The sequence below is a fragment of the Pseudomonas sp. genome, assembly GCF_030684895.1.
Lineage (GTDB): Bacteria > Pseudomonadota > Gammaproteobacteria > Pseudomonadales > Pseudomonadaceae > Aquipseudomonas.
In genome coordinates, this window is the sequence record NZ_JAUXXP010000058.1 from 61,011 (window position 1) to 73,410 (window position 12,400).

At 60.1% G+C, this 12,400-nt stretch carries 14 protein-coding genes; 2 read left to right on the forward strand and 12 right to left on the reverse strand.

Translation table 11 applies throughout. The features are described 5' to 3' along the window. Window positions 1–27 precede the first annotated feature (27 nt). Together ccmB and ccmA are read right to left on the reverse strand one after the other, a co-directional pair. Complete coding sequence (ccmB, locus tag Q8M42_RS13030) at window positions 28–699, reverse strand: heme exporter protein CcmB (protein WP_090252142.1); 672 nt, start codon at window positions 697–699, stop codon at window positions 28–30. Continuing rightward, window positions 696–1,331, reverse strand: a complete 636-nt coding sequence (gene ccmA, locus Q8M42_RS13035; RefSeq protein ID WP_304864307.1) for a cytochrome c biogenesis heme-transporting ATPase CcmA — start codon at window positions 1,329–1,331, stop codon at window positions 696–698. Before ccmA ends, ccmB begins: the two co-directional genes overlap by 4 nt. Before the next feature lie 165 nt (window positions 1,332–1,496). Between ccmA and Q8M42_RS13040 the strand changes: the two genes are divergently transcribed. Both Q8M42_RS13040 and Q8M42_RS13045 read left to right on the forward strand, forming a co-directional pair. Beyond that, complete coding sequence (locus Q8M42_RS13040; protein WP_304864308.1) at window positions 1,497–3,041, forward strand: flagellar hook-length control protein FliK; 1,545 nt, start codon at window positions 1,497–1,499, stop codon at window positions 3,039–3,041. Continuing rightward, window positions 3,038–3,364 carry an EscU/YscU/HrcU family type III secretion system export apparatus switch protein gene (locus Q8M42_RS13045; protein ID WP_304864310.1) on the forward strand — a complete coding sequence of 109 codons (327 nt, stop codon included), beginning with the start codon at window positions 3,038–3,040 and terminating at the stop codon, window positions 3,362–3,364. The genes Q8M42_RS13040 and Q8M42_RS13045 overlap by 4 nt, the downstream gene beginning before the upstream one ends. Window positions 3,365–3,387: 23 nt before the next feature. On the opposite strand, the gene Q8M42_RS13050 is transcribed toward Q8M42_RS13045, so the two are convergent. From Q8M42_RS13050 to Q8M42_RS13095, 10 genes are all read right to left on the reverse strand, one after another. After that, window positions 3,388–3,792 carry a DUF2802 domain-containing protein gene (locus tag Q8M42_RS13050; protein ID WP_275963059.1) on the reverse strand — a complete coding sequence of 135 codons (405 nt, stop codon included), beginning with the start codon at window positions 3,790–3,792 and terminating at the stop codon, window positions 3,388–3,390. 3 nt (window positions 3,793–3,795) lie between these two features. Further along, a complete protein-coding gene (locus tag Q8M42_RS13055) occupies window positions 3,796–4,275 on the reverse strand; it encodes a chemotaxis protein CheW (protein WP_090252131.1) in 480 nt (159 codons plus the stop codon). 106 nt (window positions 4,276–4,381) lie between these two features. Then, the gene (locus tag Q8M42_RS13060) at window positions 4,382–5,227 is read right to left on the reverse strand and encodes a CheW domain-containing protein (protein WP_304864313.1); all 846 of its coding nucleotides are present in this window, start codon (window positions 5,225–5,227) and stop codon (window positions 4,382–4,384) included. Between the two features lie 87 nt (window positions 5,228–5,314). Further along, complete coding sequence (locus Q8M42_RS13065) at window positions 5,315–6,103, reverse strand: ParA family protein (RefSeq protein ID WP_304864316.1); 789 nt, start codon at window positions 6,101–6,103, stop codon at window positions 5,315–5,317. Between the two features lie 51 nt (window positions 6,104–6,154). Next, a complete protein-coding gene (gene motD, locus Q8M42_RS13070; protein WP_304864318.1) occupies window positions 6,155–7,024 on the reverse strand; it encodes a flagellar motor protein MotD in 870 nt (289 codons plus the stop codon). Between the two features lie 12 nt (window positions 7,025–7,036). Continuing rightward, window positions 7,037–7,777, reverse strand: coding sequence for a flagellar motor protein (locus Q8M42_RS13075; protein WP_304864320.1), 741 nt, complete (start codon window positions 7,775–7,777; stop codon window positions 7,037–7,039). Further along, window positions 7,777–8,892 carry a chemotaxis response regulator protein-glutamate methylesterase gene (locus tag Q8M42_RS13080; protein WP_304864322.1) on the reverse strand — a complete coding sequence of 372 codons (1,116 nt, stop codon included), beginning with the start codon at window positions 8,890–8,892 and terminating at the stop codon, window positions 7,777–7,779. Before Q8M42_RS13080 ends, Q8M42_RS13075 begins: the two co-directional genes overlap by 1 nt. A gap of 43 nt (window positions 8,893–8,935) precedes the next feature. Further along, window positions 8,936–11,149 (reverse strand): chemotaxis protein CheA, encoded by a 2,214-nt coding sequence (locus tag Q8M42_RS13085; protein WP_304864324.1) that lies wholly within the window; start codon window positions 11,147–11,149, stop codon window positions 8,936–8,938. Between the two features lie 11 nt (window positions 11,150–11,160). Then, entirely contained in the window at window positions 11,161–11,949 is a 789-nt protein-coding gene (locus tag Q8M42_RS13090; RefSeq protein ID WP_304864326.1) for a protein phosphatase CheZ, read from the reverse strand. 19 nt (window positions 11,950–11,968) lie between these two features. After that, window positions 11,969–12,343 carry a chemotaxis response regulator CheY gene (locus Q8M42_RS13095; RefSeq protein ID WP_178091816.1) on the reverse strand — a complete coding sequence of 125 codons (375 nt, stop codon included), beginning with the start codon at window positions 12,341–12,343 and terminating at the stop codon, window positions 11,969–11,971. Window positions 12,344–12,400 lie beyond the last annotated feature (57 nt).

Here is a 12,400-nt window from a genome sequence, read left to right on the forward strand (position 1 = left end):
GTTCAACCGGCCATTCAGGCTTATTGTCTACTCAGCGACACTGATCGTCAGACCAGCGGCGATGGCAAAAGGTGTCAAGGTCACCGCCAGTGCGGTGAGGCTGGCCAACCACAACAGGTGGCCGACCGCCGGCAGTCCTTGCAGGCTGGCTTGTAACGCACCGCTGCCGAGAATCAGCACCGGGATGTACAACGGCAAAATCAGCAGCGCGAGCAGCAGGCCGCCGCGCTTGAGGCCCACGGTCAGCGCCGCGCCGACCGCGCCCAACAGGCTCAGCACTGGCGTGCCGAGTAGCAGGGAGATCAGCAGCACCGGCAGGCAGCGCCCCGGCAAACCGAGCATTAGCGCCAGCAATGGCGCCAACAGTACCAGCGCCAGGCCGGAGAACAGCCAGTGTGCCAGTACCTTGGCCAGAACCAGAAGAGCCAGGGGGTGCGGCGAAAGGACCCACTGCTCCAGCGAGCCATCCTCAAAATCACTGCGAAACAGCCCGTCCAGCGAGAGCAGCACGGCCAATAGGGCCGCTACCCACACCAGCCCAGGCGAAAGGCTTTGTAACAACTGCGTCTGTGGCCCCACCGCCAGCGGGAACAGGGCAATCACAATGGCAAAAAACACCAGTGGGTTGGCCAGCTCGGCCGGACGACGAAACAACAGACGCGCCTCACGGGCCAGCAATAGGCTAAAGACATTGCTCATAACGGACGCTGCCCCAGATCAAGCTCGCGGTAGCCGGCCGGCTTGACCGTCAATTCATGGTGCGTGGTCAGCACCACCAGGCCGCCCTGCTGACAATGCGCGGTCAGATGGTTCTCCAACTGCGCAACCGCCGCTTTATCCAGCGCGGTAAATGGCTCATCCAGCACCCACAGCGGTGGCCCAGGCAGGTACAGACGCGCCAGCGCGACACGGCGCTGCTGCCCAGCGGACAGCGTGTGGCAAGGCACATCTTCAAATCCACGCAGCCCCACCGCTGCCAGCGCCTGCCAGATGGCCTCGCGCTCGGCGGGCTGATGCAGGGCGCAGAGCCAGGCGAGATTCTCCTCGGCAGTGAGCAAGCCTTTGATGCCCGCGGCATGGCCGATCCACAACAGATTGCGCGCCAGCTCAGCGCGCTGCGCCGCCAACGGTCGGCCGTTCAGGCGAATCTCACCGGCAGTCGGTTGCATCAACCCGGCCAACAAGCGCAGCAGACTGGTCTTGCCACTGCCGTTGGGGCCAGCCACCTGCAGCATCTCACCAGGAACCAGACGCAGCTCCAGCCGCTCGAAGAGCATGCGCCAGTCTCGCTCACAGGCGAGCGCCACGGCTTCGAGAAGAGGACTGGTCAAGGCATCGGTACCTAAGATGGATGGCAAAAGCTGTTCAAGTCGGCAGAGTCTTGGCCGCTATACTGTGACGCAAGTGGAATGCGCAGCCGAACCAGACGGGGCGCGATTATACATGCCCAACCTCGCCTCCCGCAGTGGGCATTTTCGACAGGGTGTAACCCGCCAATGAGCGAAATCAGCAGCCCGCGGCCTATTGCGCCAACGCCCCCCAGCACTCGCCCCAACGCCGTAGCGGCTGATCTGGCGGTGAAACTGCTGCAGCCCATGCAAGGCCTGCTGGCCAGCGGTGAAACCGCCAAGGCCGAAGTCATTGCCCTCAAGGAAGTGGCGCAGAGCTTTCAGATACTGCTCAAGCTGACCCTGAATAACGGCAGCCAGACCACCCTGGAAGCCAGTAGCCCGCGCCCGCTTGCCCAGGGCACATCCCTGGCCGTAACCGCCCTGTCGGAAACTCGCCTGGCCCTGTCCGTACTGATGGGCGGTGAAAAACCCCTGACTAGCCTGGACCTTGATCAGTTACCGGTTGGCACCCTGCTACAGGGCAAGGTGGTGGCGCGCGAGCAACTGCTGCAAACCCGCTCGCAGCAAGTGATCTACAAGGTGCTGGTCAGCCTGCTCAACACGCCGCTGGCTGGCAGCAAGCTGTCTCTGGAAACCCCCTTGGCACTCCCTTTGGGCAGCCTGCTCAGCGCTCAGGTACAAGGCAGCCAGGCGTTGAACTTCTTGCCGCTAAGCGGCCGCCTGGATCAGCTCGCGCTGAGCCAGCAACTGGGCAGCCAAAGCAACCGCCAAGGCTCCCTGGAGGGCTTGTTTAGCGCTCTGCAAGGGCTGCGCGGCAATGCCGAGATGAGTGAAGGCCTGCGCACCAGCATCGATAAACTCTTCGGCGCCCTGCCCGACGCCGCTCAATTGAGCACCGCCAAAGGCCTGGCCACTGCCCTGGAAAACAGCGGCATCCTGCTGGAAAGCAAATTGCTCGGTGGCCAGGGCCAGGCGCTGCCAAGCGACCTGAAAGCCAACCTGCTGCGCCTGATCACCCAATTGCTGCCCAACCTGTCAGCCGGCACACCACTGGCCGCGGCCAATGCCGGCTCAGCCCTGGCCCAGGCGATGCCAGCACTGGCCCGCGACCTGCTCGGCAGCCTGGGCAAAGCCACCAGCCGCCAGCAAGCGTTGAACTTCCCCCTGCCCTCACGCCTGCTGCAGGCGATGGAAGGTGAAGCCGATCTGGAAACCCTGCTGAAGCTCGCCGCTGCAGCCATCTCACGCCTGCAGACCCACCAGCTCTCCAGCCTGGCGCAGAGTCAGGTCGGCCCGGACGGCAACCTGTTGACCACCTGGCAACTGGAGCTGCCCATGCGCAACCAACAGGAGCTAGTGCCACTGCAGGTAAAAATCCAGCGCGATGAAAGTAACCCGCAAGGCAAGCCCGAGAAAAAGGAAACCCTGTGGAAAGTCGAGTTGGCCTTCGACCTTGATCCGCTGGGGCCCCTACAAGTGCAGGCGCAACTGGCCCACGGTCGCCTTTCGAGCCAGCTATGGGCCGAACGCAGCAGCACCGTCAGCCTGATCGATGCGGAACTGGACAACCTACGCCAGCGCCTGAACGCCGCCGGTGTGCAGGTTGGCGAATTGGCCTGCAGCCAGGGCACGCCGCCACGCGGCCCACGCACGACCCTGGAACAACGCTGGGTGGATGAAACCGCATGAAGAAGAGCGCGCCACGTCAAGCCATCGCCCTCACCTACGACGGCCAGAATGCGCCCGTGCTCAGCGCCAAAGGCGATGACGAGCTGGCCGAAGCCATTCTCGCCATCGCCCGTGAATACGAAGTGCCGATCTACGAAAATGCCGAACTGGTGCGCCTGTTGGCGCGGCTGGAGCTGGGCGACGTGATTCCCGAGCAGCTGTATCGCTGTATCGCGGAAATCATCGCCTTTGCCTGGTACCTGAAGGGTAAAGCGCCGGCTGGCAGTGAGCGTGATAGCGATATCACACCGCCGCTGCGCCTATTGGAAGGGCCGGCACATTGAGTGTTGTTTGAGGATTGGGAAAATCAGGAACGCTGCAGTTTGGCCTGCTGCATCTTGCTCACCAACTCAGCCTCGGCCTTGCTCAGGCCGCAAGACTGGGTCAGGTCATCCACACTGGCGCCCATGCCGGCCAGGCGCGCAGCCTGGGTAAACGACAGGCTGCTGGGGTCACGCTGCTCGATCTGATTGAGCTTGTCCGGTAACGGCGCAACCACCCGGCGCAACTCATGCAACTCCTCGCCCATCTGCACGCTACCGGTCAGGTAGGCATCCAGCCGCCGGCTAAGCTCCTTGAGCCGCCGGTCACGCACCGCATCACGCTCGCCTTGCAGTTTTATGCTGTCGCGCAGCTGCCGGGTCAGCCAGACGCATGCGCCTATCAGCCCCAGACAGACCAGGGCCAGCGCGATCAGCAGCGCGTCGAGCATGGCTTAGATGCTCTCCAGATCGGACCACTCTTCTTCGCTCATCATCTTGTCCAGCTCGACCAGAATCAGCAGCTCGCCGTTCTTGTTGCACACGCCCTGGATAAACTTGGCAGATTCGTCGTTGCCAACGTTCGGCGCGGTTTCCACTTCCGATTGGCGCAGGTAAACCACCTCAGCCACGCTGTCGACCAAAATGCCAACCACTTGCTTGTCAGCTTCGATAATCACAATACGAGTGTTATCGGTCACCTCAGTGGAGTCCAAGCCAAAACGCTGACGCGTGTCGATCACGGTCACCACGTTGCCGCGCAGGTTGATGATGCCCAGCACATAGCTCGGAGCACCCGGCACAGGGGCAATCTCGGTATAGCGCAAGACTTCCTGAACCTGCATCACATTGATGCCATAGGTCTCGTTGTCCAGGCGGAACGTTACCCACTGCAGAATCGGATCATCAGAACCTTGTGCAGAACTTTTCTTCATGTCCCTAGCCTCGTCATGAACCGCTCGCGGCGGCAATCGCGGGTGTATACCCCGCTGTGATTACTATAGATGCAAAGCTGCGCACATCGCACAGCCCGGCTGTTATTCAATGTATCTGGCTGGCGGCCATGCGCTTGGCCGCACCACTGGCAATCAATTCCGCCAGGGATGCGACATCCAGCAAGGCGCACATATGTTCGATTACCGTACCGGCCAGCCACGGGCGCTGCGTGCGCTGGCTGCGCCATTTGACCTCGTTGGGGTCGAGACGAATCGAGCGGCTGACCTGATGCACCGCAAGCCCCCATTCGTAACCCTGAACGGAAATCACATACTGCAAACCTTCGCGAAAATCATCGCGATAACGATCCGGCATCACCCAGCGCGCGGTATCCAGCACCTTCAGGTTGCCGCCCTGGCACGGCAGTATGCCGAGAAACCAGTCTGGCTGGCCAAATAATGGCGTGAGCTCCTGGCCTTCCAGTGGATAAATCGAGCCCAGGCACACCAGCGGCACCGCCAAGGTCAACCCAGCAACATCAAACAGCAGGCACTCGAACGGCCCTTGAGCCCAGTCAGGGCGGCCTTCAAGCACTGGCTCAGGCACCACCAGCACCTGCGGAGTAGGCTGCACAGCCTCAACCGCCACAGCAGCCTCAACCACCTTTGGGGGCGGCTCGACGCGGACTTCAATTTCCGGCGCGGGCATCTCGATGGTCGGCAGCACCAACGGCCGCGGCGCCAGCTCGACCACAGGCTTGGCCGTCACGGCTTGTACCTGCGGCATGCTGCGGGCATCGCGCACCTGCTCCTCCAGCACCGCCGCTTCAAACTCGTCCAGAGTGATGCTGTCGGCCAACTCCAACTCACTCGCAGCATCCTGCAGCAAGCCGTCCAGATAGGACTGCAAGGCCAGTTGTGGACGTGTAGCGGTGGCTAGGGGACGACTCATGAATACAACCCACAATAACGATCTGTACAGACTATCGGCCGCGCTAGCGGCAGACTTGAGCCTATATCTTCAGCATAGCCGCTCATCTCAGGCGACCTGTGCGGCAATCTGCTGCGACAGCAGGTGCTTGAGCAGCGCCCGGTAGGCGATTACCCCACGGCTATTGTTGTCGAACGTTGACGGTGTAAGCCCAGCTCGGCTGGCATCACGTAGGCGCGTGTCGACTGGAATGTAGGCCGGCCACAGGTGCTCAGGATACGTATTACGCAATACCCGCAACGTGCCCATGGAGGCCTGGGTACGCCGGTCGAACAGGGTCGGCACGATGGTGTACGGCAACGCCTGCTGACGCGAACGATTGATCATCGCCAGGGTGTTGACCATCCGCTCCAGGCCTTTGACAGCCAGGAACTCGGTCTGCACCGGAATCACCAGTTGCTGACTGGCGGCCAAGGCGTTGACCATCAGCACGCCAAGCAAGGGCGGACTGTCGATCACCGCATGGTCGAAATCCTGCCAGAGCTGCGCCAGGCTCTTGGCAATCACCAGGCCCAGGCCACTCTGTCCAGGCGACTGGCGCTCCAGCGTGGCCAGCGCAGTACTCGACGGCAACAGGGAGATACGCTCATTGCTAGTAGGTAACAGCAATTGCTGCGGCAAGCCACGCGGCACGCTGCCCTTGTGCTGAAACAGGTCGAAACTGCTGTGTTCCAGGCTGTCCGGGTCGTGCCCGAAATAGCTGGTCATCGACCCATGGGGATCGAGATCGACGATCACCACACGCTTGCCGGCATCAGCCAACAGGCCTGCCAGAGCGATGGATGTGGTGGTCTTGCCGACTCCACCTTTTTGATTGGCTACTGCCCAGACTCTCATCGTTATCATCCTCCCGGTACAGCGATAGCCTGACCGAGAACGGGGCCACCCTTATGGGGCCGGCGACGGGGGATTGACGGCACCCGCTTGCGGGGCCGGCGCTGCCGGGGCTGGTGCAGGTTGCGTGCCAGCCCGTTGCAACGCCGCATCGGGCTTGGCATTGGCGCTGCCAACACCACTCACGCTACGGCGCACATCTAGATTGCGCGAAATTACCAACACCACCCGCCGATTGCGTCCACGCCCCTCGGCAGTGGCGTTATCCGCCACGGGCTGGAACTCGCCATACCCCACTGCCGCCAGACGACTGGGGTTGACCCCATCCATAGTCAGCATACGCACGATACTCGCGGCCCGCGCAGTCGACAGTTCCCAGTTGGTCGGGAACTGCGCCGTCTGAATCGGCAGGTTGTCGGTAAAGCCTTCCACGTGAATCGGATTCTCGTAGGGCGCCAGAATCTTGGCTACTTTTTCGATAATGTCGAACGCCGCATTGTTGGGAATGGCATCACCGCTGGTAAACAGCAGACTGGAACTGAGTTCGATCTCGATCCACAACTCATTACCACTGACCTTGAGCTGCTCGGACTGAATTAAGTCGCCAAAAGCCTCACGCACGCTGCTGGCAATGCTCTGCAGATTATCGGCGGATGACTGCGCGCTTTCCTCATCCACCAGCGAACGATCCGGCTCAGTGGTGCGCGGTCGCTCCTCGCCGACAGGAATCGGCTTGATCGCCCGATCAGGCTGATTGAACACCCCGGTCAGGCTGTCGGAAAGAATCTTGTACTTGCCTTCGTTGATCGAGGAAATCGAATACATGACCACAAAGAACGCGAACAGCAAGGTGATGAAGTCGGCATAGGAGACCAGCCAACGTTCGTGGTTTTCATGTTCTTCTTGATGACGCCTGCGGGCCATATGCTGTCCCCATCAATCCATAAAGCCTTGCAGCTTCAATTCGATGGAGCGTGGGTTTTCACCCTCGGCAATCGACAGGATGCCCTCGAGCAGCATCTCGCGGTAACGCGATTGACGCTGGGCGATGGCTTTGAGCTTGTTGCCGATAGGCAGCAGCAGCAGGTTGGCAAAACCGACGCCGTAAATGGTGGCGACAAAGGCTACGGCAATCCCGGCACCTAGCTTGCTCGGGTCAGCCAGGTTACCCATTACGTGAATCAGGCCCATCACGGCACCGATAATGCCAATAGTCGGCGCGTAGCCGCCCATGCTTTCAAACACCTTGGCGGCCTGAATATCGCGGCCTTCCTGGGTGTACAGATCGACTTCGAGAATGCTGCGAATGGCCTCGGGCTCCGCACCATCGACCAACAGCTGCAAACCTTTGCGGGCATAGGGGTCGGCCTCGACATCAGCCACCGCTTCAAGGCCAAGCAAGCCCTCCTTGCGCGCGGTCATGCTCCAACCAACTACGCGGTTGATGCCACCGGCCAGGTCTACCCGCGGCGGGAAGAATATCCAGCTGATGATGGCCAGAGCCCGCTTGAATACGTTCATCGGTGCCTGCAAAAACGCCGCGCCCAGGGTGCCACCAATCACGATCAGCGCCGCAGGCCCGTTGAGCAAAGCCCCTGCATGCCCCCCTTCGAGGTAGTTGCCGCCGAGAATGGCGACAAATGCCAGGATGACCCCGATAAGGCTCAGTACATCCATTAAATGCAGGTCTCCGCCAGGTGCCTGCCAATATCATCCAGCGGGTAGATGGCGTCGGCCAGATTGGCTTTGACAATGGCCATGGGCATGCCGTAAATCACGCAGCTGGCTTCGTCCTGCGCCCACACCTGACTGCCCCCCTGCTTGAGCAAGCGTGCACCTTCACGGCCGTCCGCCCCCATGCCAGTCAGCACCACTGCCAGCACCTTGTCGCCATAGGACTTGGCCACCGAGCCGAAGGTGATATCAACACAGGGCTTGTAGTTCAGGCGCTCATCACCGGGAAGGATTTTCACCACACCGCGGGCATCGACCATCATCTGCTTGCCGCCAGGGGCTAGCAGCGCCAGGCCTGGGCGCAATACATCACCGTCCTCGGCCTCCTTGACGCTGATGCGGCAGAGCTTGTCGAGGCGCTCGGCAAAGGCCTTGGTGAAGGCGGCCGGCATATGCTGGATCAGCACAATCGGCGCTGGAAAGTTAGCCGGCAACTGGGTTAGCACCCGCTGCAGCGCCACCGGCCCACCGGTCGAGGTGCCAATCGCTACCAGCTTGTAGGATTTGCGCTTAGGCGCCGCACTGACCACCGCCGGCGCGGGAGCCGCAGCAGGGCGGGCCAACGTGCTAGCTATAGTTGCAGGACGTGCCGCTGACTTGGTTTGCGCAGCAGGTGTCGCGGCAGGCGCGGCCACCGGAGGCGGGCTCAGGCTGCGACGATTACTGCGGGCAATGGTATGGATTTTTTCGCAGAGCAGCTGTTTGACCCGCTCGGGGTTGCGCGAAATATCTTCAAAATTCTTCGGCAGGAAATCCACCGCACCTGCTTCCAGCGCATCCAACGTCACGCGCGCGCCTTCATGGGTCAGCGAGGAAAACATCAGTACCGGCGTCGGACAACGCTGCATGATGTTACGCACAGCCGTGATGCCGTCCATCATCGGCATCTCGTAATCCATGGTGATCACATCAGGCTTGAGCGCCTGTGCCTGCTCGATGGCTTCACGACCGTTAGTGGCGGTGCCTATCACCTGAATATTCGGATCAGCTGAGAGAATTTCCGACACACGCCGCCGGAAAAAACCGGAGTCATCAACCACCAACACCTTAACAGCCATAAACACTCCTAAGCGGCGCGACAGATAGCTGCGCCGCTAACAATCAGATACGCCGAGCGTAGCGTTTGAGCATGCTCGGCACGTCAAGAATCAGGGCAATACGTCCATCACCGGTGATGGTCGCGCCCGACATGCCTGGAGTGCCCTGCAGCATTTTGCCCAGCGGTTTGATCACCACCTCTTCCTGGCCAACCAGTTGATCGACTACGAAGCCAATACGCTGACTGCCAACGGTGAGAATCACCACATGCCCCTCGCCCTGCTCCACATGGGCGGCACTGCCGATCAGCCAGCGCTTGAGATAGAACAGCGGCAAGGCTTTGTCGCGCACGATCACCACTTCCTGACCGTCAACCACATTGGTTCGCGACAGGTCGAGGTGGAAGATTTCGTTGACGTTGACCAGCGGGAAAGCGAACGCCTGATTGGCCAGCATCACCATCAGCGTCGGCATGATCGCTAGGGTCAGTGGCACCTTGATGACGATCTTCGAGCCCTGGCCCTTAACCGAAAACACGTTGACCGTGCCATTGAGCTGGGAAATTTTGGTCTTCACCACGTCCATACCCACACCGCGACCGGACACATCGGAAATTTCGGTCTTGGTCGAGAAGCCTGGGGCGAAAATCAGGTTGTAGCATTCAAATTCATTGAGGCGGTCGGCAGCGTCTTTATCCAGCAAACCTTTCTCTACGGCCTTGGCACGCAGCTGATCGGCATCCATACCTTTGCCGTCATCGGAAATCGACAGCAGGATATGGTCGCCCTCCTGCTCGGCGGACAGGATCACCTTGCCGCCACGTGGCTTGCCCGAGGCTTCGCGCTCTTCCGGGGTTTCAATGCCGTGGTCGACCGCGTTGCGCACCAAGTGGACCAGTGGATCGGCCAGCGCCTCAACCAGGTTCTTGTCGAGGTCGGTTTCTTCACCGACCAGTTCCAGGTTGATCTCTTTTTTCAGGTTACGTGCCAGATCGCGAACCAGGCGTGGGAAGCGCCCGAAGACCTTCTTGATCGGCTGCATGCGGGTTTTCATCACCGCGGTTTGCAGATCAGCCGTTACCACATCCAGGTTGGATACCGCTTTGGACATGGCCTCATCGCCACTGCTGGCACCCAGACGCACCAGGCGGTTACGCACCAGCACCAGCTCGCCGACCATGTTCATGATTTCATCCAGCCGCGCGGTATCAACCCGCACAGTGGTTTCCGCCTCGCTAGGCGGCGCAGCCTTCTCGGCTGCAGGCGCGGCGACCGGTGCAGCTGGCGCCTTGGCCGGCTCCGTCTTGGCAGCAGGTTTTGCGGCGGGTTTGGCGGCGGCCTTGGCAGATTCGGCCGGTTTGGCAGCAGGTGCTGGCGCAACGGGTTTGATCGCTTCGGGCTCAACAAACTTGCCTTTGCCATGCAGCTGATCAAGCAGTGCTTCAAACTCATCGTCGGTGATATCACCGCTCGGGGGTGCTGCAGGCTCAGACTTGGCCGCTGGCGCGGCGGGTGCCGATACAGGTGGCGGAACAAACTGACCCTTGCCATGCAACTGATCGAGCAGCGACTCGAACTCATCATCAGTGATTTCATCGCCAGCTGCTGCCGTTGCCACTGGCGCAGCAGCAACTGGCGCGGCAGGTGCAACAGCAACATCTGGCGCTACAAACTGGCCTTTGCCGTGAAGCTGATCGAGCAACGACTCGAATTCATCGTCGGTAATTTCATCGCTGCTGGCAGCGCTGGAGGCTTGCGCCGGCGACTCGTCCAGGGCGCCCAGCAACTGCTCGAACTCACTGTCGGTGATATCGCCAGCGCCCTCTGCAACCTCAACTTCAGGCTCGGGTTCAGCGTGCGCTTCAACCGGCGCGGCTTCCTCAGCACCTGCCGGCTCAGCCAGGCGGGCCAAGGCGGCAAGCAGCTCAGGGGTGGCGGGAGTCAGGTCAGTACGCTCACGTACTTCGGTAAACATGCTGTTGACGGCATCCAGCGCTTCCAGCACCACATCCATCAACGCGGAGTCGACGCGCCGTTCACCCTTACGCAGGATGTCGAAGACGTTTTCTGCGATATGGCAGCATTCCACCAGCTCATTGAGCTGGAGAAAACCGGCACCACCTTTAACGGTATGAAACCCGCGAAAAATAGCGTTGAGCAGATTCATGTCGTCCGGACGACTTTCCAGCTCAACGAGCTGTTCGGACAGTAGTTCAAGAATCTCGCCGGCCTCTACCAGGAAGTCCTGGAGGATTTCTTCATCGGCGCCGAAGCTCATAAGACGTGCTCCTAAAATCCCAGGCTGGAAAGCAGGTCGTCGACATCATCCTGATTGGATGCGACGTCTTCACGCTTATCGGCATGAATCTGCGGACCTTCACCACGGGAAGGCTCTTTTTGTTTTTCTTGTTCGGCGCGGAGCAACTCATGGTTGTGCTCAATGCCGGCAAACTGATCCACCTGACTGGCCATCAGCACCAGTTTCAGCAGATTGCTTTCCACCTCGGTCACCAACTGCGTTACACGTTTGATCACCTGTCCAGTCAGATCCTGGTAATCCTGAGCCAACAAAATGTCATTGAGATGCGCAGAAATCTTGGCACCATCGCGCTCGCTGCGAGCGAGAAACAGCTCAACACGCTTGGCCAGTTCACGGAAACCATCGGCGCTCATTTCGCGGCGCATAAAGCGCCCCCAGTCAGCGCTCAGGCTTTGCGCCTCATCACTGAGGTCATTAACCAGTGGTGCACTCTGCTCAACCAGGTCCATGGTGCGATTGGCCGCTTTTTCGGTCATCGTCACCACGTAATTCAGCCGTTCGGTGGCATCGGTGATTTGCGAAACCTCAGTGGCATGCGGCACACGGGGGTCGAGCTGGAAATTGACAATGGCGTTATGCAGCTCACGGGTCAGCTTGCCGACCTCGTGATACAGGCCGCGATCACGCGCCTTGTTGAGCTCATGTATCAGCTGTACCGCTTCACCAAAGTTGCCTTGTTCCAGGCTGTCTACCAGTTGGCGAGCGTTGTGTTTCAGGGTCGACTCAAGGTCACCCTGAACGGAATCTTTATGTTCCATAGCACCCTCATGGCAAACATCAGCCGTTGACCCGCTCGAAGATCTTTTCAATCTTCTCTTTCAGTACCTGGGCAGTGAACGGCTTGACGACATAACCGTTAACCCCAGCCTGGGCTGCTTCGATGATCTGATCGCGCTTGGCTTCTGCGGTAACCATCAACACCGGCAGGGTTTTCAGGCGCTCATCCGCACGCACCGCGCGCAGCAGGTCGATACCCGTCATGCCGGGCATGTTCCAGTCAGTCACCAGAAAATCAAAACTGCCGCTTTGCAGCATGGGCAGCGCGGTGACGCCATCATCGGCTTCCGCTGTGTTGGTGAACCCCAAGTCACGCAGGAGGTTCTTGATGATCCGTCGCATCGTTGAAAAGTCATCAACGATGAGGATTTTCATGTTCTTGTCCAAGTCGACCTCCGTACAGTCCCAAACGCACCCAGCAACCTGTATGCG

Bases quoted from the DNA above. Each gene is read 5' to 3' on its own strand.
- ccmB (WP_090252142.1), bottom strand. From the start codon at position 699: ATGAGCAATGTCTTTAGCCTATTGCTGGCCCGTGAGGCGCGTCTGTTG.
- Q8M42_RS13040 (WP_304864308.1), top strand. From the start codon at position 1,497: ATGAGCGAAATCAGCAGCCCGCGGCCTATTGCGCCAACGCCCCCCAGC.
- Q8M42_RS13045 (WP_304864310.1), top strand. From the start codon at position 3,038: ATGAAGAAGAGCGCGCCACGTCAAGCCATCGCCCTCACCTACGACGGC.
- Q8M42_RS13050 (WP_275963059.1), bottom strand. From the start codon at position 3,792: ATGCTCGACGCGCTGCTGATCGCGCTGGCCCTGGTCTGTCTGGGGCTG.
- Q8M42_RS13055 (WP_090252131.1), bottom strand. From the start codon at position 4,275: ATGAAGAAAAGTTCTGCACAAGGTTCTGATGATCCGATTCTGCAGTGG.
- Q8M42_RS13060 (WP_304864313.1), bottom strand. From the start codon at position 5,227: ATGAGTCGTCCCCTAGCCACCGCTACACGTCCACAACTGGCCTTGCAG.
- Q8M42_RS13065 (WP_304864316.1), bottom strand. From the start codon at position 6,103: ATGAGAGTCTGGGCAGTAGCCAATCAAAAAGGTGGAGTCGGCAAGACC.
- motD (WP_304864318.1), bottom strand. From the start codon at position 7,024: ATGGCCCGCAGGCGTCATCAAGAAGAACATGAAAACCACGAACGTTGG.
- Q8M42_RS13075 (WP_304864320.1), bottom strand. From the start codon at position 7,777: ATGGATGTACTGAGCCTTATCGGGGTCATCCTGGCATTTGTCGCCATT.
- Q8M42_RS13080 (WP_304864322.1), bottom strand. From the start codon at position 8,892: ATGGCTGTTAAGGTGTTGGTGGTTGATGACTCCGGTTTTTTCCGGCGG.
- Q8M42_RS13085 (WP_304864324.1), bottom strand. From the start codon at position 11,149: ATGAGCTTCGGCGCCGATGAAGAAATCCTCCAGGACTTCCTGGTAGAG.
- Q8M42_RS13090 (WP_304864326.1), bottom strand. From the start codon at position 11,949: ATGGAACATAAAGATTCCGTTCAGGGTGACCTTGAGTCGACCCTGAAA.
- Q8M42_RS13095 (WP_178091816.1), bottom strand. From the start codon at position 12,343: ATGAAAATCCTCATCGTTGATGACTTTTCAACGATGCGACGGATCATC.